At 72.4% G+C, this 24049-nt stretch carries 16 protein-coding genes and 1 pseudogene; 11 read left to right on the top strand and 6 right to left on the bottom strand.

Features of this window, described 5'->3' with window-relative positions; translation table 11 throughout:
* The first annotated feature begins 56 nt into the window (after nucleotides 1-56).
* From thiC to ACQP1P_RS39145, 3 genes are read left to right on the top strand one after another with little or no spacing between them, the layout of a single operon-like run.
* Nucleotides 57-1565 carry a phosphomethylpyrimidine synthase ThiC gene (gene thiC / locus ACQP1P_RS39155; protein WP_433079077.1) on the top strand — a complete coding sequence of 503 codons (1509 nt, stop codon included), beginning with the start codon at nucleotides 57-59 and terminating at the stop codon, nucleotides 1563-1565.
* A 10-nt stretch (nucleotides 1566-1575) separates the two neighbouring features.
* The gene (locus ACQP1P_RS39150; protein ID WP_433079075.1) at nucleotides 1576-2292 is read left to right on the top strand and encodes a class I SAM-dependent methyltransferase; all 717 of its coding nucleotides are present in this window, start codon (nucleotides 1576-1578) and stop codon (nucleotides 2290-2292) included.
* On the top strand, nucleotides 2289-3467 hold the full coding sequence (locus ACQP1P_RS39145; RefSeq protein ID WP_433079073.1) for an alkaline phosphatase family protein: 1179 nt from the start codon (nucleotides 2289-2291) through the stop codon (nucleotides 3465-3467). The genes ACQP1P_RS39150 and ACQP1P_RS39145 overlap by 4 nt, the downstream gene beginning before the upstream one ends.
* A 391-nt stretch (nucleotides 3468-3858) precedes the next feature.
* Here the strand turns inward: ACQP1P_RS39145 and ACQP1P_RS39140 are convergent, their stop codons facing one another.
* Nucleotides 3859-4317 (bottom strand): hypothetical protein, encoded by a 459-nt coding sequence (locus ACQP1P_RS39140; protein WP_433079071.1) that lies wholly within the window; start codon nucleotides 4315-4317, stop codon nucleotides 3859-3861.
* Nucleotides 4318-4384: 67 nt separating this feature from the next.
* Here ACQP1P_RS39140 and ACQP1P_RS39135 point away from each other — a divergent pair, with 67 nt between their 5' ends.
* Together ACQP1P_RS39135 and ACQP1P_RS39130 are read left to right on the top strand one after the other, a co-directional pair.
* On the top strand, nucleotides 4385-5692 hold the full coding sequence (locus ACQP1P_RS39135; protein WP_433079069.1) for a DNA polymerase IV: 1308 nt from the start codon (nucleotides 4385-4387) through the stop codon (nucleotides 5690-5692).
* Nucleotides 5693-5855: 163 nt separating this feature from the next.
* The gene (locus ACQP1P_RS39130; RefSeq protein ID WP_433079067.1) at nucleotides 5856-6239 is read left to right on the top strand and encodes a DUF3040 domain-containing protein; all 384 of its coding nucleotides are present in this window, start codon (nucleotides 5856-5858) and stop codon (nucleotides 6237-6239) included.
* A 1123-nt stretch (nucleotides 6240-7362) separates the two neighbouring features.
* Here the strand turns inward: ACQP1P_RS39130 and ACQP1P_RS39125 are convergent.
* From ACQP1P_RS39125 to ACQP1P_RS39115, 3 genes are read right to left on the bottom strand one after another with little or no spacing between them, the layout of a single operon-like run.
* Nucleotides 7363-9852: a transglutaminase TgpA family protein gene (locus tag ACQP1P_RS39125; protein ID WP_433079065.1), complete on the bottom strand. Its 2490-nt coding sequence runs from the start codon at nucleotides 9850-9852 to the stop codon at nucleotides 7363-7365.
* Nucleotides 9849-11147 carry a DUF58 domain-containing protein gene (locus ACQP1P_RS39120; RefSeq protein WP_433079063.1) on the bottom strand — a complete coding sequence of 433 codons (1299 nt, stop codon included), beginning with the start codon at nucleotides 11145-11147 and terminating at the stop codon, nucleotides 9849-9851. The genes ACQP1P_RS39125 and ACQP1P_RS39120 overlap by 4 nt, the downstream gene beginning before the upstream one ends.
* A 2-nt stretch (nucleotides 11148-11149) precedes the next feature.
* Nucleotides 11150-12193 (bottom strand): AAA family ATPase, encoded by a 1044-nt coding sequence (locus tag ACQP1P_RS39115; protein ID WP_433079061.1) that lies wholly within the window; start codon nucleotides 12191-12193, stop codon nucleotides 11150-11152.
* Between the two features lie 283 nt (nucleotides 12194-12476).
* On the opposite strand from ACQP1P_RS39115, the gene ACQP1P_RS39110 reads away from it, so the two are divergent.
* Together ACQP1P_RS39110 and leuS are read left to right on the top strand one after the other, a co-directional pair.
* Nucleotides 12477-13895 carry a serine/threonine-protein kinase gene (locus ACQP1P_RS39110; RefSeq protein WP_433079059.1) on the top strand — a complete coding sequence of 473 codons (1419 nt, stop codon included), beginning with the start codon at nucleotides 12477-12479 and terminating at the stop codon, nucleotides 13893-13895.
* Between the two features lie 205 nt (nucleotides 13896-14100).
* Nucleotides 14101-16968 (top strand): leucine--tRNA ligase, encoded by a 2868-nt coding sequence (gene leuS, locus ACQP1P_RS39105; protein ID WP_433079057.1) that lies wholly within the window; start codon nucleotides 14101-14103, stop codon nucleotides 16966-16968.
* A 54-nt stretch (nucleotides 16969-17022) separates the two neighbouring features.
* On the opposite strand, the gene ACQP1P_RS39100 is transcribed toward leuS, so the two are convergent.
* Entirely contained in the window at nucleotides 17023-17733 is a 711-nt protein-coding gene (locus tag ACQP1P_RS39100) for a type 1 glutamine amidotransferase (protein ID WP_433079055.1), read from the bottom strand.
* Nucleotides 17723-18967 carry a MurT ligase domain-containing protein gene (locus ACQP1P_RS39095; protein WP_433079053.1) on the bottom strand — a complete coding sequence of 415 codons (1245 nt, stop codon included), beginning with the start codon at nucleotides 18965-18967 and terminating at the stop codon, nucleotides 17723-17725. Before ACQP1P_RS39095 ends, ACQP1P_RS39100 begins: the two co-directional genes overlap by 11 nt.
* 413 nt (nucleotides 18968-19380) lie before the next feature.
* Between ACQP1P_RS39095 and mraZ the strand changes: the two genes are divergently transcribed.
* The 4 genes and pseudogenes from mraZ (at nucleotide 19381) to ACQP1P_RS39075 (ending at nucleotide 24044) form a co-directional block, all read left to right on the top strand.
* Nucleotides 19381-19812 carry a division/cell wall cluster transcriptional repressor MraZ gene (gene mraZ / locus ACQP1P_RS39090; protein ID WP_223106053.1) on the top strand — a complete coding sequence of 144 codons (432 nt, stop codon included), beginning with the start codon at nucleotides 19381-19383 and terminating at the stop codon, nucleotides 19810-19812.
* Between the two features lie 237 nt (nucleotides 19813-20049).
* Nucleotides 20050-20979: pseudogene (rsmH, locus tag ACQP1P_RS39085) on the top strand (16S rRNA (cytosine(1402)-N(4))-methyltransferase RsmH); the annotation flags it as partial.
* 53 nt (nucleotides 20980-21032) lie between these two features.
* Nucleotides 21033-21605 (top strand): hypothetical protein, encoded by a 573-nt coding sequence (locus tag ACQP1P_RS39080; RefSeq protein ID WP_433079051.1) that lies wholly within the window; start codon nucleotides 21033-21035, stop codon nucleotides 21603-21605.
* A gap of 261 nt (nucleotides 21606-21866) precedes the next feature.
* The gene (locus tag ACQP1P_RS39075) at nucleotides 21867-24044 is read left to right on the top strand and encodes a peptidoglycan D,D-transpeptidase FtsI family protein (RefSeq protein WP_433079049.1); all 2178 of its coding nucleotides are present in this window, start codon (nucleotides 21867-21869) and stop codon (nucleotides 24042-24044) included.
* Nucleotides 24045-24049: the final 5 nt, after the last annotated feature.

Below are 24049 nucleotides of genomic sequence, written 5' to 3'. Positions count from 1 at the left end.
GGCGCCGATTGCGCCGTGTCCTCAGGTCATCCATGCCCTTTTACGGGAGGTTTGTCATGAAACGCAAGGTTTTCGTCGAGGGAGTTCCCTTCGCCGAGGTGCAGCTCTCCGGGGACAACCCGCCCGTCCGGCTGTACGACACGTCCGGCCCGGTCAGCGACCCGCCGCTGCGCGCCGCGTGGATCGCCGAGCGCGGCCCGGTCGAGCGCACGCAGCTGCACTACGCGCGCCAGGGCGTGATCACCCGCGAGATGCGGTTCGCGGCGATCCGGGAGGGCGTCGAGCCGGAGCTGGTGCGCTCCGAGATCGCCGCCGGCCGGGCCATCCTGCCCAACAACGTCAACCACCCCGAGAGCGAGCCGATGGTCATCGGCTCCCGGTTCCTCGTGAAGGTCAACGCCAACATCGGCACCAGCGCCGTCTCCTCCGGCGTCGAGGAGGAGGTCGCCAAGCTGGCCTGGGCCACCCGCTGGGGCGCGGACACCGTCATGGACCTGTCCACGGGCCGGCACATCCACGCCACCCGCGAGGCGATCGTGCGCAACTCCCCGGTGCCCATCGGGACCGTGCCCATCTACCAGGCTCTCGAGAAGGTCGGCGGCGATCCCACCCGGCTGACCTGGGAGGCGTACCGCGACACCGTCATCGAGCAGGCCGAGCAGGGCGTCGACTACATGACCGTGCACGCCGGGGTGCTCCTGCGCTACGTGCCCATGACCGTCCGGCGGGTCACCGGCATCGTGTCCCGCGGCGGCTCCATCATGGCCGCCTGGTGCCTGGCCCATCACGAGGAGAACTTCCTCTACACCCACTTCGCGGAGCTGTGCGAGATCCTGGCGCGGTACGACGTCGCGTTCTCCCTCGGCGACGGCCTGCGCCCCGGCTCCATCGCCGACGCCAACGACGAGGCCCAGCTCGCCGAGCTCAAGACCCTGGGCGAGCTGACGAAGATCGCGTGGGCGCACGACGTGCAGGTCATGATCGAGGGCCCCGGCCACGTGCCCATGCACAAGATCAAGGAGAACGTGGACCTGCAGATGGAGTGGTGCTACGAGGCGCCCTTCTACACGCTCGGCCCGCTGACGACCGACATCGCGCCAGCCTACGACCACATCACCTCGGCCATCGGCGCGGCGATGATCGCGATGTACGGCACCGCCATGCTCTGCTACGTCACCCCCAAGGAGCACCTGGGCCTGCCCGACCGCGACGACGTCAAGGCCGGGGTCATCGCCTACAAGATCGCCGCGCACGCCGCCGACCTCGCCAAGGGCCACCCGGGCGCCCAGGCGTGGGACGACGCGCTGTCCAAGGCCCGCTTCGAGTTCCGCTGGGAGGACCAGTTCAACCTGGCGCTGGACCCGGACACGGCCCGCGCGTACCACGACGAGACCCTCCCGGCCGAGCCCGCCAAGACCGCGCACTTCTGCTCCATGTGCGGGCCCAAGTTCTGTTCCATGAAGATCAGCCAGGAGCTGCGCGAGTACGCCGAGCTGGGCATGCGGCGCAAGTCCGACGAGTTCGCCGAGGCAGGCGGTCAGGTGTACCTGCCGCTGCTCCACTAAGGTCGTCTGGGTGGAGTCTTCTGCGCCCCGTACCGCCGTGGTCTGGCGCGTGCTGCGTGACGAGCTGGCCCGGGCCGCCCGGCCGCTGAACGCCCTCGACGTCGGCGGCGGCACCGGCGGCTTCGCCGTCCCGCTCGCGCAGGCCGGCCACACCGTCACCGTCGTCGACGCCAGCCCCGACGCGCTCGCCGCGCTCACCCGGCGCGCGGCCGAGGCCGGGGTGGGGGAGCGGGTCACCGCCGTGCAGGGCGACGGCGACGGCCTGGCCGACCTGGTCCGGCCGCAGAGCGTGGACCTGGTGCTCTGCCACAGCCTGCTCGAGGTCGTGGACGACCCGCACAAGGTCGTCGCCGCGCTCGCCGGGACCCTGCGCCCCGGCGGCGCGGCCAGCGTCGTGGTCGCCAACCGGGCCGCCGCGGTGCTGGCCCGCGCGATCGGCGGCCACCTCGCCGCCGCCTCGCTGCTCGTGGCCAGCCCCGACGGCCGGGGCGACGCCCGCGACCGGCTCCGCCGCCGCTACGACGCGCAGAGCGCCACCGCGCTGCTGGACGAGTGCGGCCTGGCCGTCGAGCAGGTGCACGGGGTGCGCGTCGTCGCCGACCTGGTGCCGGGCACCGTCGCGGAGAGCGAGCCCGAGGCGCTGGCCGCGTTCGAGCTGGCGCTGGCCGGGACGCCGCCGTACCGCGACATCGCGACCCAGCTCCACCTGCTCGCCCGCCGCACATGACCCCGGGCCTTACCCCGGGCCTGACCCCGGGCCTGCTCGTCCCGATCGAGCCGCGCTACGGCCACGACAGCCTGGCCGACATCATGCCCACGGCCCTGCACGCGCTCGGCGTCCCGGGGGAGCCCGACGCCCTGCACCTCGCCGGGGCGCTGGACGGGGTGCGGCGGATCGCGGTCGTACTCCTCGACGGCCTGGGCTGGCACCAGCTGCCCCTGGCCGCGCCCGACGCGCCGACGATGACCGACATCGCCGCGGGGCGCCTCGGCCTCGGCCGCCCCATCACGTCCGGCTTCCCGTCGACGACCCCGGTCAGCCTGGTCACCCTCGGCACCGGCACCGCACCCGGCCGCCACGGCATCGTCGGCTTCAACCTGCACCGCCCAGGCACCGACCAGGTCGTCAACCATCTGCACTGGACGAACGAGCCCGACCCGGCCACCTGGCAGCCGGTGCCGACCGCGTTCACCCGGGCGAGCGAGGCCGGCCTGGCCCCGACCGTCGTGACCGACCCGAGGTTCGAGGGCACCGGCCTGTCCCGGTCGGCGTACCGCGGCGCGCGCCTCGGCCCCGGCGTGCGCCCGGACGCGATCGCCGACGAGATGCTGTCCGCGCTGGCCGAGTCCAGGCTCGTGTACGGCTACCTCAACGACGTCGACAAGGCCGGCCACGACTCGGGCATCGCCTCGCCCGACTGGCACCGCGCGGCCGCCGACGCCGACCGCCTCGTCACCCGCCTGGTGGACGGCATGCCCCCGGACACGGCCCTGATCGTGACCGCCGACCACGGCCAGCTCGACATCCCGGCCGACCGCCGCATCGACCTCGACCGCGACGAGCGCCTGAGCGCGGGCCTGGCCCACGTGGCCGGCGAGGCGCGGGTGCGGTACCTGCACACGCTGCCGGGCGCCCGGCCCGACGTCCTGAGCGCGTGGCGCGAGGTGCTGGGCGACCGCGCGTGGGTGGCCGAGCGCGACGAGGCGGTGGCGTCCGGCTGGTTCGGCCCCGTGCCCGAGTCCCACCTGCAGCGCATCGGTGACGTGGTGGTGGTATGCCGCGAGCGCTGGGTCGTGATGGCGAGCGCCCACGAGCCGGCGCGGCTGGCGGAGATGGTGGCCTTCCACGGCGCGAACACGACCGCGGAGATGGAGATCCCGTTGCTGGTCGTACGCCGCTGAGCGAGGCCTCGGGCGGTCCGGGTGCTGGTCGGCCCCCGGGAGCGCGGACTCGCGGCGGGGTTGCGTCGCTGGATGTGCGCCCAGCAAGCGCGCGGTTGGGTGCTGCTGGTCAGGCGCGGCTGAGTCCTGGTTCGGGTTGTTGGTCGGGCGCGGCTGAGCTCTGATTTGGGTTGCTGGTCGGGCGCGGCTGAGCCTTGGCTTGCGTTGCTGCTCGGGCGCGGCCGAGCAAGGCATTCGCGCTCGTGGACCTGTGCCGGCGAGCCGGGGCATCATCACCGCCGCCCGCCTAGGCCGGCTCAAGCACAACGCGCGAGCGCGACGGCACCGCCGGCGAGGCGGACGTTTTCGCGCCGAAATGTCGGGCTTCGTCCCTCAGCCCGACATTTCGGATTTATACCCCGACAGGGTTTTTAGCAGCCGATGGTGCCGCTGGGGCCAGGAGAGCGGTCAGGTGGCGTAGGTGCCGCGCCAGTTCCGCGCCCGGCGCCTCCGTGTGCCGCGCGACCAGGGCCAGCAGCTCGTCGCGGTCCGCGGCGACGATCACGCCCGGTGCGCCGGCCGCGGGATCGCCGGCCAGCACGGCGACGTGGGCCCGGCGCACGCCCAGCTGCCCCGCGCGGTTGACGAACGTCTCGCCCGGGATGAGCAAAGGCACGCGGCGGGCTCGGGTCCAGCCGGCGACGACCAGTACGGCTGCGGCTTGTTGGTTCATGGCTTTGGTCCAGTCGGCCGTCGGGGTGATCACCAGACCGGGGAAGACGCTGCCGGTCAGTGCCGGGTGCCGGCGGCGCAGCCCCTCGACGGCGGCGACGACCGGCGCCAGGGGCGAGGTCATCGCGACGTGAGCCATACCCGGAAGGTAAGGCAAACCTAAGTTCTCGTCAATATTGTCAGGGGGTGCCGCTAAGGTTCGCGATGTGGGGCGAAGTCAGGTGGTACCACGCGGAGGCGCCGGCGAGTTCGGGCCGCACGCCGACGACACAGGCTGCACCGTGCTGCACGTCGACATGGACGCGTTCTACGCGTCGGTGGAGATCCGGCGGCGGCCCGAGCTGCGCGGCAAGCCCGTCATCGTCGGCGGGGCGGGGCCGCGCGGGGTCGTGTCCGCGGCGAGCTACGAGGCGCGCACATACGGCGTGCACAGCGCGATGCCGGGCAGCCGCGCCCAGCGCCTGTGCCCGCACGCGGTGTTCCTGCCGCCCGACTTCGCGGCCTACACCGAGGCCTCCCGCGCCGTGATGGCGATCTTCCGCGACGTCACGCCGCTGGTCGAGCCGCTCTCCCTCGACGAGGCGTTCCTCGACGTCGCCGGGGCGCTCAAGCTGCTCGGCCGCCCGGCCGAGATCGCCGCGCTGATCCGGCGCCGGGTCGCGGGGGAGCAGCGGCTCACGTGCTCCGTCGGGGTGGCCGGCACCAAGTTCCTCGCCAAGCTCGGCTCCACCCGCGCCAAGCCCGACGGGATGGTGGTGGTCCCGCGCTCGCGCGAGCTCGAATACCTGCACCCGCTGCCGGTCGAGGCGCTGTGGGGCGTCGGCGAGCGCACGGCCGAGCAGCTCCAGCGGCTCGGCCTCAAGACCATCGGCGATCTCTCGTCCGCCCCGGTCGGTCTCCTGCGCTCCGCCGTCGGCGAGGCCGCGGCCCGCCATCTGCACGAGCTGTCCTGGGCGCGTGACCCCCGACGGGTGATTCCCGAACATGTGGAAAAGTCCATCGGCGCGGAGACGACCTTCGACGTCGATGTCAGCGACCTGTCGACCATCCGACGCGCGATGCTCGCCCTGTCCGGCAAGGTCGCCGAGCGCCTCCGCCACGCCGGGCAGGCCGGCCGGACGGTCTCGGTGAAGATCAGGCTCGCCGATTTCCAGACCCTGAGCCGATCACGCACAGTAGACGTCCCCACCGACGTCGCCCGCGAGATCTTCGAGCTCGGCTGGGCGTTGTTCCAGGCCGCACGCCCGGGCGAGCGAATCCGGCTCATCGGCGTGCGCGTCGAGAGTCTCGTCCACGCCGACGGGGCGCCCCGGCAGATGACGCTGGGTGAGCGCGACCACGGCTGGCGGGACGCCGAACGAGCCGCCGACGCGGTCGCCGCGCGCTTCGGCCGGGGCCTCGTCAAGCCCGCCAGCCTGCTGCGCGGTGACGGCATGCGCACCGACGGAAACGGAGCCGCGCCGCGCGGGGAGGGGGCAACCGGGTCCCCGAGAGGACACAATGGAAGGACATAGGAGCCACCTCATCGGGAAGTTGGTCGGAAAATCGGCACGGCCGGACCATCGTCCCGCTTTCCGACGGGTTGGCCCCCTCGTAAACTTGCCAGTACGCAGCCGTCCGGCTGTGCCGGACCGCCGGCCCGCCCAGGGCCGGCCTTCGCGACCGGGGAGGAGTGCCGTGCCGCTCTCGGAGCACGAGCAGCGGCTGTTCGAGCAGATCGAGCGGTCGCTAGCCGAGGATCCCAAGTTCGCTTCGGCGGTGCGCGCCACCGACCCGCGGTTCCATGCCAAGCGCCGGATGATCGCCGCAGGGATCCTGCTGCTGGCCGGCATGGCGCTGCTTGTCTACGGTGTCGCCATTTCCATCCCACTCCTCGGCGTCGGCGGCTTCCTGGTGATGCTGTGCGCCTTGGCGTTCGGCGTCCAGGCCTACCGCCGGGGCCAGTCCACGGACCTGCATGCGGTCGGCGGAACGGCCACGCGCCGCACCCGCCAGCGCCGCGGCGGCCTGGTGGACCGCCTCGAGGAGCGCTGGCGCCGCCGCCCCGAGGGCGACCTCTGACGGCCGCCTGAGCGGGCACGGGCCTGAGGGCGACCGCCAGCGGTCGCCCATCACCGCGGTGAATGGCCCGACTGGCTGCACCCTGCCCTGACACCCTGGCTGCACCCTGCCCTGACACCGCCGCGCCCCCGGCCCGATGTCGAGGGTGATCCGCCGCGCCTCGGTGCGGCTTCTTTCGTTGCGCCACGATCGCGGCAGCGGCCCCGCCCCACCCGCCGGTCCGTGACGTCGCGGGGCCGGCTCCGTCGTCCGCCGCGGGGCCGGCGTGCAAGGCCGGATGCCGCGACATCACGCTGCCGAATCCGAGGCGACAGACGCCCCGCCGAACCGAATCCGCAACCCTTTGCGTTGGAGTGCGCGGCTGCCGTGTGCACGCTGGTGGTGGTGCCGCTGAAGCGGAGACAGTGGCGTCCCGGTGGCTTTCGGCAGTGCAATCGTGCGGCTGCGACCGATGGGGCTGTCGCGTCGGGGAAGCGTGATGCTGAACCTGGTCCTCGGTGGGTCGGCGAAGCTCCGACGGTGGTTGTGCCGGGGCGTTTTCCGCAGCTCCGTGGATGCGCCGCAGCTTCTCGGCATGCCGTCGCGCCAATCCCCAATCCCGCCGCCGCTGCGCTTCCCGGCGGAATTCATCCTTGCCGGACCACCAATGCCGAGCCTTTGTTCTATCGCGCATAGCAGCCAATTCCCGAGCACTGAACAACTGCAGCTGCCCCATATGGAAAATTATCCCAGAATGCACCGAAAACCATGATCCCGACCACGTCCCAGCACAAATGGCGAACATAATGGAACCGGCACCACCGAATGACGACCCGCACGAACCCGGCACATTCACAACGGCCTAGAGGAATGCCCAGTGGGCAACGACGCCACTGGACCACGCTTACTCATTGAGCACCCAACGACGACCCGGCGCCGGCCGTGCGTGCCTGGGGCTCGCGTGCCTGCGGCCCGCCCGGCGACGGCAAGCGTGGGGCACAGCCCGCCGCCACCACCCGGACGTGGACGGCCGAGGCCACGGACAGCAAGGGCCGAGAGGCCATCCAGCCGGACTCATGCGAGCAAAAGGGCCGCCCCCCGCGAACGGGGAAGCGGCCCAGCATGCCCGAAGGACCAGGAACGGCTACTCCGCCCGCCGAGCCACGATCCGCCGCACGCTCAACGTCCGCATCAAGGCATCCCACCCGCGCCCGACCGCCAGCGCCGCCCCGCCGGTCCGAGCCGAGAACCGGTTACGCCACCGCCGCAGCACGGACGGCGGCAGGAACCGGGCGACCAGCCGGACCCTGCGCGTCGCGTTCGAGGCGAAGACCGACTCCACCGACGTGATCGCCGAGCGCAGCTCGCGCCCCGTGAGCGGCTGCCGCGCATAGCGCGCGTGCTCCTCCGCCGTCGAGATGAGTCGCGCCCCCGACTCGGCCGCGTCGCGCAGGCGTTCGTTCTTGACCAGGCGCTCGACCGTCGCGCGGGGTGTCTCGGCCTCGTCGATCGGCACGCGGTAGTCGACCATCGTGTCGATGAGCTCGTCCCACGCGCGGTGGGCGTTCTCCCGGGCCGCGCCGAGCGCGCGTTCGTCCGGGATGACCGTCATGGCCGGGCCGTCGCCGGTGGGGATGGGCGTCGCGGCCGGCATCGACGCGGCGAAGGTGAGCCGGCGCTGGCGGGTGCGGGAGCGGGCCAGGGCCGGCGTCGCCAGCAGCAGGGCCAGCAGGACCACCGTGAGGAGCATGATGCCCGCCAGGCTGGTCACGAAGTTCACCACGCGCGCCAGGACCTTCACGTCGCCGGCCTGGGTGTCGGTGCTGGTGTCGCCCGGGTTGTCGTGGGTGTCGGTCTGGGCGGCGGGCGCGGAGGCGTCGGCCTGCGGGCCGCCGCGGTCGTTGCCGGGCCGGTCGACGTCGTCGTTGCCCGTCACGGCGCCGGGGGTGGGCAGGTACGAGGCGGTGACGCTGCCGTTGATCCACGTCGACGGTGTCGCGTCGAAGGGCAGCCAGCCGTAGCCGGGGAAGTACACCTCGGTCCAGGCGTGCAGGTTGAAGTTGGTGAGCGTCATCGTCCGCTCGGTGGTCTTGCCGCCGCGGGCGAAGCCGAACGCGACCCGGGAGGGGATCTTCGCCTCGCGCAGCATCCAGCCGAAGGCGGCCGCGTACTGGGCGCAGTACCCGCGCTTGTTCTGCAGGAAGTCCGCGATCTTGGTGCCGCTCGTGTCCGGGCCGGTCGTGATGTCGTACTGGAACCCGTTCTCGGTCGAGAAGAAGTCGAAGAGCGCCTTGACCTTGTCGTACTCGGTCGTCTTGCCCTTGATGGTCTCGTCGACCTTGCTCTTGACGTACGGGTTGCTCGGGGCCGTGATCAGGTCCTTGAGCAGCGGGTCGCTCGCGTTGATCGGCCCGGCCTGGCGCAGCTGGTCCGGGGTGATGTCGGGGCGCTGGTAGGTGACCGAGTAGGTCTTCTTGGCGGTCGTGTCCTTGCCGGAGTACACGACGGCCGTCTTCGGGTCGAAGGACCACTGGTTGCTGAGCCGGTCGATCTTGGTGGGCCACGTGTAGATCGGCATGTAGGAGATCGCGAGCTCGTTGGTGACCTCGATCTTCGCCGTGTGCGTCTCCGTCTTCACCGACGAGCCCCACTCCGGCTTGCCGAAGCCGTTGCTCACCGGCGCGCCGCCGCTGATCGGGCGCAGCGCGAAGCCCTTCGAGTTCAGGTCCTCGAGCACGCCGAAGCGCAGGTAGAACGGGTGGTCGTCGTCGACGTTGGTCACCTTGACCATGTCGACGGACTGGTTGCGGTTGAGCTGGCCGGACAGCAGCGCGAACATGCTGACCTGCTTGCCGTTGCGGCCGTTGCCGATCCCGTTGCCGCCGGAGCCCGCGCCGGTGCCGAGGCTGTCGAGCACCCCGCCGGGCATCGCGAAGGGCACCAGCGGGATGAGCACGGCGGCGGCGACGCTGATCGCGCCGAGGCGCTGGCCGGCCGCGGCGAGCGGCGAGGGCTCCCACAGGTCCACGTCGCGCCCGTCGCCGGTGAAGCGGCGGCCGAAGCGGCGCACCCGGTCGACGTTGTCGGTGACCAGCAGCCAGAGGAAGCCCACGGCGCCGAGCGCGAAGGGGAACCACGCGGTCGTCTCGGTGTCGACGGTGACCGGCACCGAGTAGATCGCGAGCATCGGCAGACCGGCCAGCGCGGGCCGGCGCAGGACCACCGCGAAGAGGTCGACGAGCAGCGCGACCGCGGCGACGCCGAGCGTGGCCAGGAACAGGAAGCTCTCGCGATCGCCGACGGGGATGGCGTATTCGCTCATCTCCTCCGACGCCGTGCGCAGCAGCTGCCCGAAGTGCACGACGGTGCCCGGCGACGGGATGATCCCGAGGAACTCCTCGTGGCTGCGGTACAGCCAGGTCAGCGACAGCAGCGCCGCGACCGCCATCGCCGCCGTCGGCGCCCACGCCGGGGCCCGCAGGCTGCGCACCAGCAGCCCGACCCCGCACATGACCGCGACCACCAGGAACGAGCGGATCGCCCACGTGTAGTGATCGAAGACGTTGATCAGCGGCAGCGACGCGAGGAACGCGGCGCCGGCCGCGATCAGCGTCAGATGCTTGCGCTGGTTCACCTGACTCCTCCAGCCACGCTTTCAGCGGATGCGGCCCGCCAGGCGAAGCCCTGCGACCCCCGCCCGGTCTGCGGCCACAGCGCGGACAGCTTCGCCCCGTGCGGCACCTCCACGACCCGCCACCCGCTGCGCAGCAGCGCGAGCGACGCCACGCCGTGGGCGCGGTCGGCCTCCTCGCGCGCCGCCGTGGGCAGGTTCAGCCAGGTCGACGAGTCGATGAACAGCGCGACGCAGGTCGCGTTGTTGGAGCGGAACGAGGCCAGCAGCTCCGCCTCGGCCGAGGACAGCAGCCCGAAGATGCCGATGATCAGGCCGCCGTCGCTGCGCCGCCGGACGCGCTCGATCAGGGTCGCGATGTCGCCGCGCTGGGCCAGCCGCACGTCGGCGAGCTGGTCGAGCAGCGGGCCGTCGCCGTCGATCTCGGTCGCGTCGACGTCCACGCCGGCGTCGGTGACGAGCCGCATCTTGTACCCCGCGTGGCGCAGGTGCACCGCGATGCTCGCGGCCGCCGAGACCGCCCACTCGAAGCTCGCCGTCGGGCCCTCGCCGCGGTGGGCGGTGGAGCGCGTGTCGAGCACGACCGTGGCGCGGCTCTCCCACGGCTGCTCCTCGCGGCGCACCATGAGCTCGCCGGTGCGGGCGGTGGAGCGCCAGTGCACCCGGCGCAGGTCGTCGCCGTAGCGGTACTCCCGCGTCGCCGCGTCGTCCTCGCCGTGCACGGCGACGGACCGGGCGCGGCTCTCGCCGGAGCCGGCGAACTCGCCGGCCAGGCGCACCGACGGCAGCGCCACCACCTGGGGGATGACGGTGAGGCGGTCCACGGAGGGGAAGGCCCGGGTCAGCTCGCACAGGCCGAACGGGTCGGTCAGGCGCACCACCAGCGGCCCGACCTCGTAGCGGCCGCGCACGTCGGCGCGCACGGTGTAGGCCACGGAGCTGGCCTGGTGCGCGCCGAGCCGCTCCAGCACCAGCCGCGGCCGGGAGCCCAGCGCGTAGGGCAGCCGGTCCTCCAGCAGCATCGTGCCGGTGGGCAGCCGGGAGAGGTTCTGCAGGCGCAGGATGACCCGCGCGCTCGCGCCGACCTGGACGCGGTGCGGGTCGAGCGTGCGGCTGCACGACAGGCGGTAGCGGGTCCGCCCGACGTACGCCGCGGACAGCAGCGGCAGCGCGGCCAGGAGCAGCGCCACGCGCAACAGGTCGCGTTCGCCGAGGATGAGCGCGGCGATGAGGGCCGCTGCGGCGGCGGCCAGGAAACTACGACCCCGGGTGGTGAGCCCCCGCAGCGCCTCTCGCATGCTCAGCGGCCCCCGTACTGCTGGGGCCGCTGCGGCCGCGTGTCGTAGGGGTTGCGCTGGGGCCGGTCGGACGGCAGGGGCAGCCGGTGCACGAGCTCGGCGATGATCGCGTCGGTGGTCCGCCGGGACAGCTGGGCCTCGGCCGTCGGGATCACGCGGTGGGCGAGCACCGGCACGGCCAGCGCCTGCAGGTCGTCGGGGAGCACGAACTCGCGGCCCTCGATGGCGGCGACGGCCCGGGCGGTGCGCAGCAGCTGCAGCGTGGCGCGCGGGGAGGCGCCGAGGCGCAGCTCGCCGGACTCGCGGGTGGCGGTGACGATGTTGACGGCGTACTGCTTGACCGCGTCGGCGACGTGCACGTCGCGGACCGTGGCGATCATCCGGCGCATCATGCTCGCGTCGGAGACGGGCGCGAGGTCGTCCAGCGCGTCGTGACGGCCGTGCACGTCGAGCATGGCCAGCTCGGCACCCATGTCGGGGTAGCCCATCGCGATGCGGGCGGTGAACCGGTCGCGCTGGGCCTCGGGCAGCGGGTAGGTGCCCTCCATCTCGATGGGGTTCTGCGTCGCGACGACCATGAAGGGCACCTGCAGCGGGTAGGTCGCGCCGTCGACGGTGACCTGCCGCTCCTCCATGCTCTCCAGCAGCGCGGACTGCGTCTTCGGGGAGGCGCGGTTGATCTCGTCGCCGACGACGATGTTCGCGAACACCGCGCCCGGCTTGAACTCGAAGTCGCGCGTCTCCTGGTTGTAGACGCTCACGCCGGTGACGTCGCTGGGCAGCAGGTCGGGCGTGAACTGGATGCGCCGGACCGAGCAGTCGATCGAGCGCGCGAGCGCCTTGGCCAGTTTGGTCTTGCCGACACCGGGAACGTCTTCGATGAGGAGGTGGCCCTCGGCGAGCAGCACCGCCAGGGCGAGCCGCACGGTCGCGGTCTTGCCCTCGATGACCTGCTCGATGTTGGCGACGATCGCGTCAGTCGCGGCACGGAACTCCGGCGGTGGTAGCGGGGCGCCGAGTTCCTCGAATGTGCGGTGCCTGGTCAACTGGCCTCCTCATGGTCGTGCCGTGGCCACCGTTAGGTGTAAGACCCATAGGTGAACCGCTCGGTTGCAGCGAAACGTTGTCATCAGATTGCAACCGAGCCGTTGTTATCCCCTCAGGCTAGCCGGGGAATTGACATGTCGCCGGACGGAAATACGTCTATAACGGACATCCCGCCCGGCCGGTCGGCGGTACTTTTTTGGACGCCCGGACGTACCCCTGCAAAACCCTGGCAAACGGGCGGCTGGAGTGCCGGGACGGGTCTTGTGGGGGCAGACTGACTGCGTGGACGGCGGGCAGCTTCTCAACGGGCGGTACCTCCTCGTCGAGCGGCTGGGAGAGGGCGGCATGTCCGTCGTGTGGCGCGCCCGCGACGAGGTCCTCGACCGCGAGGTCGCGGTCAAGGTGCTCAACGCCCGCCTGGTCCCGGACGCGCAATGGCGCCGGCGCATCCGGCTGGAGGCGCGGGCGGTCGCACGGCTGACACATCCGAACATCACCAATGTGTACGACTACGGCGAGACTTCGGATCAGCCACCGGGCCCGGGGCTGCCGCCGGAGTTCGCCCGGCCCGGGGTGCCGTTCGTCGTCATGGAGCTGCTGCGCGGCCCCACCCTCGCCCAGTGCCTGCTCGACGGGCCGCTGCCGCCCGCCGCCGCGCTGCGCGTCTGCGCCGAGGTCGCGGCCGGGCTGGCCGCCGCGCACGCCGAGAACCTGGTGCACCGCGACGTCAAGCCGGCCAACGTCGTGCTCACGCCCGACGCGGCCAAGGTCCTCGACTTCGGCATCGCCGGGTTCGCCGGCGGCCCGGACCTGGACGAGGGCTCCGAGCAGGTCCTCGGCACCCCGGCCTACCTGGCCCCCGAGCGGCTCACGGGCGCGGAGATCACCCCGGCCAGCGACGTCTACGCGTTCGGGGTGCTGCTCTTCCGCTGCCTGACCGGCCGCCTGCCCTGGGACTGCGACACCACGGAGCAGATGGTGCTGGCCCGCGTGACCGTCGCCCCGGCGCCGCTGCCGGACCTGCCCGGGGTGCCCGCGGACGTGCGCGAGCTGTACCTGCGATGCCTGGCCGGGCAGCCGCGGGAGCGCCCGGACGCCGCGGCCGTCGCGACGCGGCTGGCCCTGGCCGCCGGGATCGTGCCGCGCGGTTCGGCGCTGCCGCGGGAGCCGGTCACCCGTGTCGCACCGTTCGACGGCCCCACCGAGCTGGTCGAGCCCCCGGGTGCGCGCCGGCGCGCGCTGCTCGGCGTGGGGGCCCTGGTCGTGATCGCCGTGCTGCTGACCGGCGTGGCCCTGCGCGGCTCGGGCGACGACCCGGCCGCCACCGCGGACCCGGCCCGCCCGGCCCCGGTCGTTCCTTATTCCTCCGTGCCCGGCTCCGGTGGGTCCGGCTCCGGTGCGCCCTCGCCGCCGTCCCAGGCGCACTCGACCGGCCCGGCCCCGGCGGCCCCGCCCGCGACCCCGCGGCAGGAGCGGCCGGTGCCGAGCATCGACGTGGCGACCCGCGGGGGCGTGGTGGTCGCGATGTGCGCGGGGAAGAAGGTCACCGTGCTGCGGGTCCTGCCCGCGGCCGGGGTCGAGCTCGTGCAGGCCGACCTCGGCCTGCACATGAAGGCCCGGGTCGAGTTCCGCAAGCAGGGGCAGCGGCTGCGCTACGACGTGGCCTGCGAGGATGGCGCACCGACGGCGAGCGTCCACTGACGGAGCGTGACGGTTCGATGGCCGGGCCGAATTCGGGTTGGGAGCTGCGCTACACTGCGGATATGACCCGGGTAGTCCGGCTTCTTAGCGAGCCGTGCTGACGCGAACACACCTCGCGACGGCACGGCGACCCCTCCTGCGCGAGGGGTTTTTTCATGCCCGGACAATGCTAGGGAATTCCGAGACCTGAGGTGGCGACGAAGTCATGAGCGAGGCAGTGACCGACGGAGCGGTCGACATCCCGCCGTACCGGTACACCGCGGCGATGGCGGCGGACATCGAGGCGTGCTGGCAGGACTATTGGTCCGAGCACGGCACCTTCCACGCGCCGAACCCGACCGGCCCGCTCAGCGACCCGAACCACCCGCGGGCCGGAGCGCCGAAGCTGTACGTGATGGACATGTTCCCCTATCCGTCGGGCGCCGGCCTGCACGTCGGGCACCCGCTGGGGTACATCGGCACCGACTGCTACACGCGGTACTTCCGCATGGCCGGCTACAACGTGCTGCACCCGATGGGCTTCGACTCGTTCGGCCTGCCCGCGGAGCAGTACGCGGTGCAGACGGGCACCCATCCGCGCACCACGACCGAGGCGAACATCGAGCGGTACCGCAGCCAGCTGCGCCGCCTGGGTCTGGCCTACGACGACCGGCGCAGCGTCGCCACCACGGACACCGAGTTCTACCACTGGACCCAGTGGATCTTCCTGCAGATCTTCAACTCGTGGTTCGACCCCGAGCAGGCCAAGGCCCGCCCGATCGAGGAGCTGATCGAGGAGTTCGCGGCCGGCACCCGGCCGGTGCCCGACTCGGGCGACGGCGCCCGCGACTGGGCCTCGCTGAGCGCGACCGAGCGCCGCCGGATCGTCGACGAGCACCGGCTGGCGTACATCACCGAGGCCCCCGTCAACTGGTGCCCGGGCCTGGGCACGGTGCTGGCCAACGAGGAGGTCACCCCGGACGGGCGCAGCGAGCGCGGCAACTTCCCGGTCTTCAAGCGCAACCTGCGCCAGTGGATGATGCGGATCACCGCCTACGGCGACCGGCTGCTGGACGACCTGGACCGGCTGGACTGGCCCGAGAAGGTCAAGTCCATGCAGCGCAACTGGATCGGCCGCTCGCGCGGCGCCCACGTGGACTTCGCCACCGCCGCGGGCACCCCGATCCGGGTCTTCACCACGCGGCCCGACACCCTGTTCGGCGCGACGTACATGGTGCTGGCCCCCGAGCACGCCATGGTCGACGAGCTGGTGCCCGCGGCCTGGCCCGAGGGCGTGGACGAGCGGTGGACCGGCGGGGCCGCGACCCCGGCCGAGGCCGTCGCCGCCTACCGCGCGTTCGCCGCGTCGAAGTCCGACGTCGAGCGCCAGGCCGACGCCAAGGAGAAGACCGGCGTCTTCATCGGGGCCTACGCGACGAACCCGGTCGACGGCCGGGACGTGCCGGTGTTCATCGCCGACTACGTGCTGGCCGGCTACGGCACCGGCGCCATCATGGCGGTGCCCGGGCAGGACGAGCGCGACTGGGAGTTCGCCGAGGTCTTCGGGCTGCCGATCATCCGCACGGTCCAGCCGGCCGCCGACTTCCCGGCCGACGGCAAGGCCTACACCGGCGACGGCCCCGCGATCAACTCGTCGTTCCTGAACGGCATGGGCGTCGCGGAGGCCAAGGCCTCGATCATCGACTGGCTGGAGGAGAACGGCCACGGCGTCGGCGCCGTCACCTACCGGCTGCGAGACTGGCTGTTCAGCCGGCAGCGGTACTGGGGCGAGCCGTTCCCGATCGTGTGGGACGAGGACGGGATGCCCGTCGCGCTGCCCGACTCGATGCTGCCCGTCGTGCTGCCCGAGGTCGAGGACTTCTCGCCGCGCACGTTCGACGTCGACGACGCCGACAGCATGCCGGAGACGCCGCTGTCGCGGGCCAAGGAGTGGGTCGAGGTGACCCTGGACCTGGGCGACGGGCCGAAGACGTACACCCGCGAGACCAACGTCATGCCGCAGTGGGCGGGCTCGAGCTGGTACGAGCTGCGCTACCTGGACCCGGCCAACGCCACGAAGATGGTCGACCCGGCCAACGAGCGGTACTGGATGGGCCCCCAGCAGCCCGGCGACGTCGGCGGCGCCGACCTGTACGTGGGCGGCGTCGAGCACGCGGTGCTGCACCTGCTGTACGCGCGCTTCTGGCACAAGGTGCTGTTCGACCGCGGCTTCGTGAGCTCGCAGGAGCCGTTCCGCAAGCTGTTCAACCAGGGCTACATCCAGGCGTACGCGTTCAAGGACGCCCGCGGCGTGTACGTCGAGGCCGAGCGGGTCCGGGAGGGCGCCGGCGGCAAGTACTACTACGGTGACCAGGAGGTCAGCCGGGAGTACGGCAAGATGGGCAAGTCCCTGAAGAACGTCGTGACGCCCGACGAGATGTGCGAGCGCTACGGCGCGGACACCTTCCGGGTGTACGAGATGTCGATGGGCCCGCTGGACGTCTCCCGCCCCTGGGAGACCCGCGCGGTCGTCGGCGCCCAGCGCTTCCTGCAGCGCGTCTGGCGGCTGTTCGTGGACGAGCAGAACGACGCCACCCGCGTGATCGACGGCGCCGGCCAGGAAGCACTGGACGACGAGACGCGCCGGCTGCTGCACCGGGTCATCGACGGCGTGCGGGTCGACATCGAGGAGATGCGCTTCAACACGGCCATCGCCAAGATGATCGAGCTGACCAACCGGGTCACCCAGATCTCGGCCGCGGGCACCCCGCGCGAGGTCGCCGACCCGCTGGTCCGCCTGATCGCGCCGTTCGCCCCGCACCTGGCCGAGGAGCTGTGGCAGCGGCTGGGCAACGAGACCTCGGTCGCCTACGCGGACTTCCCGGTCGCCGACCCCGCCTACCTGGTGGCCGAGTCGGTGACGATCCCGGTGCAGGTCAACGGCAAGGTGCGCGGCAAGGTCGACATCGCCGCGGACGCCGACGAGGACACGGTGCGCGCGGCCGCCCTGGACGCGGTGGCCGAGCAGCTGGCGGGCAAGACCCCGAAGAAGGTCATCGTGGTCAAGGGCCGCATGGTCTCGGTCGTGATCTGAGCCGCGGACGGGGCCCCGGCGACGGGGCCCCGCCCACGACTACTTGGCGACGGACTACTTGGCGACGGCGGCCAGGCGCTCGTTGCGCAGGGCCGTCGGCCAGCGGTCGTCGATCGGCTCCATGGTGATCCCGGTGGCCCAGCGCAGCAGCAGGTCCGCGATCGCGGGGTTGCGGGCCAGGGCCGGGCCGTGCGAATACGTGCCCAGGATGCGGCCGTTCCAGGCGCCCTCGGACTGCCCGTCGTTGCCGATGCCGGTGCTCACCTTGGCCAGCGGCTTCACGCCCGGGCCGAGGTGGGTGCGCCCGCCGTGGTTCTCGAAGCCGGTCAGCGCCGGCAGGCCCAGCGCCGGGTGCATCTCCCCGGCCAGCTCGCCCACCGCGCGGGTCTCGCCCCGGTCGGAGTCGATGTCCAGCAGGCCCAGGCCCGGGTACTTCGCCCCCTTCGCGAAGAACGAGTGCCCCATGAGCTGGTAGCCCGCGCACACCGCGAACACCGTCGCGCCCCGCTCCACGGCCCGGCGCAGGTTGCCGTCGGCGGCCAGGCGCTGGGCGGCCAGGGCCTGCGGGCCGTCCTCGCCGCCGCCGATGAGGTAGATGTCCCCGTCGGCCGGCACCGGCTGGTCCGCGCGGACCTCGGCGCACTCCACCGGCAGCCCGCGCAGGTCGGCGCGGCGGGCCAGGATGAGCAGGTTGCCCCGGTCGCCGTAGGTGGACAGCAGGTCCGGGTACAGCCAGATCAGGCGCAGGTGCGACTCAGTTGACACGGTCCAGCTCCGCTCGGATGTCCTGGAAGGCGGTGTAGTTGGCGATGACCTCGAGGCGGCCCGGCGGCACGAGCGAGAGCGCCTGCCCGAACGAGCGCACGTGCTCGAACGGCACCTCGTTGACCTCCAGCCGCACCGCCAGGTCCATGGCCCGGTCGCCGGTGATGAGCACCCGGCGCCCGCGCAGCGGGGAGAAGTCGACGTCGTACAGCCAGGACGTGTCGGCCCCGTCGGGGTCCCGGGCGTTGATGCCGAGCAGCGTGGGGACGTCCTCGGCCATGTCGAACGACTCCAGCCAGCCGGCCGGGTTCTTGGCCAGCAGCAGCCGGATGACGCGCCCGTCGCGGTGCACCGTGGCGTAGCGGCCGGCCACGGAGGCGACCTTGGCCAGCTCCGGCACCGCCTTGGCCGGCGGCACCCCGAAGTGCGCCGCCACGGCCAGGGCGGTCGCGGCGTTCGCGCGGTTCACCCGGCCCGGCAGCTGCAGCGTGATCTGGTGGTAAGTCCCGGTGTTGTCGACCACCCCGTCCCCGGACACCGTCCAGTGGGGGACCGGCCGGCTCAGGTTTCCCTCGACGCAGGCCCACTGCTCGCCGTTGCGCTCGATGGACCCGCCGCACTCCGGGCACACCCAGGAGTCGTCGTGGAAGCGCTGCCCCGCGGCGACCCACGTCACCGCCGTGCCCTCGGCCACGGCCTTGCTCGCGGCCCACACGACCATCGGGTCGTCGGCGTTGGCCACGAGGTGCAGCCCGCGGCCGGGCAGCGCGTCGCGCCACAGGGCCGCCATCATGGCGACCTCCTTGGCCCGGTCCAGCTGGTCGCGGCTCAGGTTCAGCAGCGCGACGACCCGCGGCTTGGTCTGGTCGAGCACCTGCTTGAGGTAGTGCTCGTCGACCTCCAGCACGGCATACGGCGTCGCGCCCGCCTTGGCCAGCGCCGAGGTGTGCCCGGTCGGCATGTTGGCACCGAGGCTGTTGGTGGCCACGTCGCCCAGCACGCCCATCGCGGCCGCGGTCAGGCGCGTGGTCGTCGTCTTGCCGTTGGTGCCGGAGATCAGGGCGATCTGCCGGCCCGCGGCGAGCTCGGCGAGCAGGTTCGGGTCGACCATGAGGCCGATCCGGCCGCCGATGACCGAGCCGTCGCCCCGTCCGGTGGCGCGTGACAGCGCGGCGGCCCCGCGCGACAGTGAGGTGGCGAGCTTGGCCCGCATCGGCAGCTTGTTGTCCGTCATCTCGCTTCCACGGTGTCCGGCGATGCGCTGACCCTACCCGGCCCGCGCGACACCCCCAACCGGTCCACCGGCGAACCGCCCGGGCCCGCGCACTCCACACCGCTCCACGGTTTCCCCCACTTTCCTCCACCCGAAACCCCGGACGCGCCGAGTGTGAGGAGATGTTCAGCTAACTGGGCGTTATGTCCGAATTCTGAAGCCGTTGGAACCGCCTCCCCCGATCGGGCACGCCCAGGCTCCTCCACCAGGCCCCACCCCGTTTGACGTGGGATTTCTTCATACGGCACGCGCCTGGATCGGGCGGTTTTCCGTTGACGGTGGAGGGAAGTGGAGTACAGTGGAGCGCGATGGCGGAGCCGGGGGGCTCGGCCGGCCCCGGGGGGACCGTTCGCGGTGGGAAGGGGTGGTTGTCCGTGTTTCTGGGCACCCACACTCCCCGCCTGGACGAAAAGGGCCGGTTGATCCTGCCGGCCAAGTTTCGGGACGAACTGGCGGGAGGTGTCGTGATCACCAAGGGACAGGAGCGCTGCCTCTACGTGTTCCCCGGCGCCGAGTTCGCCCGGATCGCCGAACAGCTTCGCGCCGCACCGATGACGAACAAGGCGGCCCGCGCCTACGGCCGGGTGTTCTTCGCCAGCGCCCACGACGAGGTTCCCGACCGCCAGGGCCGGGTCACCATCCCGCAGCATCTGCGCGAGTATGCCGGGCTGGACCGCGACCTCGTGGTGATCGGGGCGAGCACCCGGGTGGAGATCTGGGACCGCCAGGCGTGGGACACGTACCTCGCCGAGAGCGAAGAGGACTTCGCGGGCATCGAGGAGGGGGTGCTGCCGGGAGGACTGTGAGATCCCTGCAGCAACCGACTTTGAGGCCGCCGTACCGGCAGCTCTCCAGCCGCTCAGAGTTTCTCGAAGTCCTGACGCCACTTCCCCGGCGCCAGGGCGGAGGGGCGGATGGGGAGCTGGCGGTACGGCGCTCGCGCACTTGAGCACGTTTTTTGGGGAGCACCACGGCGGGACCGCGAATCCCGTCGTCTGCATCACTACGGCGGGTGGTGGTCCGCCGCCGGCAGGGGGTCGACGATGGGGGAGCGGGACGTTCACGTGCCCGTGCTGCTCGAGCGCTGCCTCGAGCTGCTCGCCCCCGCGCTGGCCCGGCCGGGCGCGTTGTACCTCGACGCCACCCTCGGCCTCGGCGGCCACGCCGAGGCCGTGCTCCGCGCGCACCCGCAGGCCCGGCTGCTGGGCCTGGACCGCGACCCGCAGGCCCTCGGCCTCGCGGCGAAGCGGCTGGCGCCGTTCGCCGATCGGATCCGCCTCGTGCACGCCGTCTACGACGAGCTGCCCGAGGTCCTCGGCGACGAGCGGATCGACGCCGGGCTGTTCGACCTGGGCGTGTCGTCGATGCAGCTCGACGACGCCGGACGGGGGTTCGCCTACGCCCAGGACGCACCGCTGGACATGCGCATGGACCAGACGCGCGGCACGACCGCGGCCGAGGTGCTCAACACCTACAGCCACGGCGAGCTGGCCCGGGTCCTGCGCGTCTACGGGGAGGAGAAGTTCGCCTCCCGCATCGCCGCGTCCATCGTCCGGGAGCGTGAGAAGACGCCGCTGACGAGCTCGGCCCGCCTTGCCGAACTCGTCCGTGACGCCATCCCCGCGCCCGCCCGGCGCACCGGCGGTCACCCGGCCAAACGCACCTTCCAGGCGCTGCGCATCGAGGTCAACCGCGAGCTCGCGGTCCTCGAGTCGGCGATCCCCGCGGCGCTCGACGCGCTGCGGCCCGGGGGGCGGCTGGTCGTGCTGTCGTACCACTCGCTCGAAGACCGCCTGGTCAAGCAGGCGATCACGGAACGGACCCGCTCGACCGTCCCGGTCGAGCTGCCGTTCGAGCCGCCCGGCAGCGAACCGGAGCTGCGGGCGCTCACCCGGGGGGCCGAGCTCCCCGGCGCGGCCGAAACAGCGGCCAACCCGCGCGCGGCGTCGGTTCGGCTCCGCGCGGTGGAACGCAAGCCAGGCCCGAACCCGTCCGGAGTTCGGGCAGACACACTGGGGGAGGTGTGATGAACGTGACGACACTGCCGGCTGACCGGCAGGGAAGGAGTCAGCGCGGTGCACCGCGGTCGGGGGGCCGGACCACGGGGCGCAACGCTGAGCAGTTCGAGGCGCGACGGGACCCACAGATCGACGGTGCGACGGCGCTGCAACCGCAGTACGAGCCGGAGCCCGGGACCGAGCACGAGATCAAGCACGAGATCAGGAACAGCCCGTCGTCGACCCAGCCCGCCCGACCGGGGCGGGAGGGCCGTCTGCGGGTGGCACCACCGGCACCGGTCAGTGCGCCGCGGGCGCCCTTCGTGGCGCTGGTGCTGGTGCTGGTGCTCTCGGGCGTCGTGGGCATCCTGGTCCTCAACACCCGGATCGCCGAGAACGCGTTCAAGCTGGACGCGCTGAAGACCAAGCAGGCGGGCCTCGACCGCGACGAGGAGCGGCTGCGCAGCGATCTGGCCAACAAGGAGTCGCCGGTGACGCTCGCGTCGCGGGCGAAGCAGCTGGGGCTCGTGCCCTCGCGCACGCCGGCGTTCCTGGTGCTGCCCGACGGCACCAAGCTGGAGATGCCCGGTCCGAGCAAGTAACCAAGCGATTCCACCAAGTCCGCAGCGGGATCCAGCACGGATCCACTGTGGACACGAACGGAAGTCAGGACCATGGCTGGCGACACTCCTGATCGGCGGGGCGGCGAGCGGCGCGGGGGCGCCGGGCGCCGGGAGACCACCGACCGCGGGAGCGCAGCCGGCCGGCAGCGAACGGGCGGTCGCGCCGGTGCGGGGGGTACCGGTGCCTCCGCCCGTTCCCGTTCGGGCGGGGCGGCCGACGAGCCGCCGCTGCGCGGGACGATGTCCGAGGCGAAGCGGTACACGCCGCGCGGGCGCTCCGTGCGCGACGCCTCGGTCGACGCGGGCGGGCGCGGGGACCCGTTCCGCCCCGCCCTGGAGGTGATCCAGGGCGGGCGCAGCGAGCAGCCGCGGCGCGCGAGCCGCCGCCCCGCGGCGCCCGAGCCCGAGCCGGCCCGCATCGACCCGGGCCGGGAGGAGCCGCCGCGGCAGCGGCGCACCCCGCCCGTCCGCAAGGCCGCGAACCCGGCCGCACGCAGGACCGCGAACCCCGCCGCGGGCAAGGCCGCGAACCCCGCCGCGGGCAGGACCGCGAGCTCGCCGCTGCGCAAGCCGGCGAACCCGCGCAAGGCGCCCGCCAGGCGCACGCCGGTGCGCAAGAAGCAGAGCCGGGTGACCGTGCCCCGGCTCAAGCGCCGCCCCGGCCTGCCCAAGCTCGCCGAGCCGCGCCGCCGCCTGCGCCTGGCCACCGTCCTCGCGCTGGTGCTCTTCGCCGCGATCGGGGTGCGCCTGGTGCAGCTGCAGCTGACGGACGCGAGCGCGTACGCCGCCGAGGGGCTCAAGGACCGCCTCGTGCGCGCCGTGCTGCCGGCCTCGCGCGGCGCCATCCTGGACCGCGACGGCAAGATCCTGGTGCACTCGGTCGAGACCCGCTACGTCGCGGTGGACCCGATGGCGGTGAAGGACCCCGAGGCCCTGGCCGACAAGCTCTTCACGATCCTGGACAAGTACGGCGTGCCGCGCTCCGACCTCGTGCGCAAGATGACCCCGCACAAGGCCGCCGACGGCCGGACCAACGTGCGCTTCGAATACCTCGTGCACCAGATCGAGCCGGCCGACGGCGACCGCATCGAGGCGCTGCACGTCGGCGCGCTCAAGGTCGACCGCGACGAGCGCCGCGAGATCCCCGGCTACGACCTGGCCTCGAACATCATCGGCTTCACGTCCAAGCCCGACCTCAACGGCCAGATGGGCATCGAGAAGCAGTACGACTCGGTGCTGCGCGGCGTCGACGGGCTGCACGTGTACGAGCACGGCGAGGGCGACCTCGACAAGCCGCTGCCCTACGGCTACGAGGAGCTCAAGCCGGCCCGCCCGGGCAGCAACGTGGAGCTCACCATCAGCCAGGACCTGCAGTTCTCGGTGCAGAGCGCCCTCGCCGAGCGGATGGAGCCGCTGAAGGCCGACTTCGCCACGGCCGTCGTGCTCGACGCGCACACGAGCGAGGTGATGGCGATGGCCAGCTACCCGTCCTTCGCCGCCGCCGACCCGGGCCGCACCGACCCGAACCTGCTCAAGGACCAGTGCACGGCGACGGTCTTCGACCCCGGCTCGATCCACAAGGCGATCGTCATGGGCGCCGCGCTCCAGGAGGGGATCATCACCCCGTCCTCGGCGGTCACGGTGAACTCGAAGGTGAAGAAGGGCGACACCACCTACACCGACCACCCGCCGCAGCGGGACGGTACGCAGATGACCATCCCGGGCATCCTGGCGCTGTCGTCCAACGTCGGCACCATCGCGGTCGCGGACCGGCTGGGCAAGGACAAGCTGTACGAGTACCAGCAGAAGTTCGGGCTCGGCCAGCGCACCGGCGTCGGGCTGCCCAACGAGTCGCCCGGCCAGCTCCTGCCGCCGAACCAGTGGACCGGCTCCAGCCCGGGCTCGATCCCGATCGGCAACGGCGTGGCCACGACGGCCCTGCAGATGGCGGCGGTGTACGCCACGATCGCCAACGACGGCCTCTACGTCCAGCCGACCCTGGTGAAGAAGATCATCGCGCCCGACGGCACCGTGACCAAGCCGCCGGCCCAGCAGACCCGCCGGGTGCTCGACCCCAGGATCGCCCAGGAGCTGCGGGTGATGCTCGAGGGCGTGACCACGCTCGACGACGCCACCGGCAAGCAGGCCGCGATCCCGGGGTACCGCATCGCCGGCAAGACCGGCACCTCGAAGCTGCCGCAGAACGGCGGCTACGCCCCCGGCGACGTCGTGTCGTTCATCGGCATGGCCCCGGCCGAGGCGCCCCGCTACGTGATCGCGGTGAACGCCCACGTGCCCGGCGGCGCGGGCGGCTCGGTGGCCGCGCCGGCGTTCAAGGAGATGATGGCGCTCACCCTGTCCACGTTCGGAGTCACCCCGACCGGCACCGAGCCGCCGAAGCTGACGATCTACCCGTGACACCG

Source organism: Dactylosporangium sp. CA-052675 (assembly GCF_050947935.1).
GTDB lineage: Bacteria > Actinomycetota > Actinomycetes > Mycobacteriales > Micromonosporaceae > Dactylosporangium.
Note: the sequence above shows the minus strand (reverse complement) of the source record. Positions and strands in the feature narration are given on the sequence as shown.

What these genes read in the sequence shown, in the direction of transcription:
- thiC (WP_433079077.1), top strand. Translation starts at nt 57, where the DNA reads ATGAAACGCAAGGTTTTCGTCGAGGGAGTTCCCTTCGCCGAGGTGCAG.
- ACQP1P_RS39145 (WP_433079073.1), top strand. Translation starts at nt 2,289, where the DNA reads ATGACCCCGGGCCTTACCCCGGGCCTGACCCCGGGCCTGCTCGTCCCG.
- ACQP1P_RS39140 (WP_433079071.1), bottom strand. Translation starts at nt 4,317, where the DNA reads ATGGCTCACGTCGCGATGACCTCGCCCCTGGCGCCGGTCGTCGCCGCC.
- ACQP1P_RS39120 (WP_433079063.1), bottom strand. Translation starts at nt 11,147, where the DNA reads ATGCGAGAGGCGCTGCGGGGGCTCACCACCCGGGGTCGTAGTTTCCTG.
- leuS (WP_433079057.1), top strand. Translation starts at nt 14,101, where the DNA reads ATGAGCGAGGCAGTGACCGACGGAGCGGTCGACATCCCGCCGTACCGG.
- ACQP1P_RS39095 (WP_433079053.1), bottom strand. Translation starts at nt 18,967, where the DNA reads ATGACGGACAACAAGCTGCCGATGCGGGCCAAGCTCGCCACCTCACTG.
- ACQP1P_RS39080 (WP_433079051.1), top strand. Translation starts at nt 21,033, where the DNA reads ATGAACGTGACGACACTGCCGGCTGACCGGCAGGGAAGGAGTCAGCGC.
- ACQP1P_RS39075 (WP_433079049.1), top strand. Translation starts at nt 21,867, where the DNA reads ATGTCCGAGGCGAAGCGGTACACGCCGCGCGGGCGCTCCGTGCGCGAC.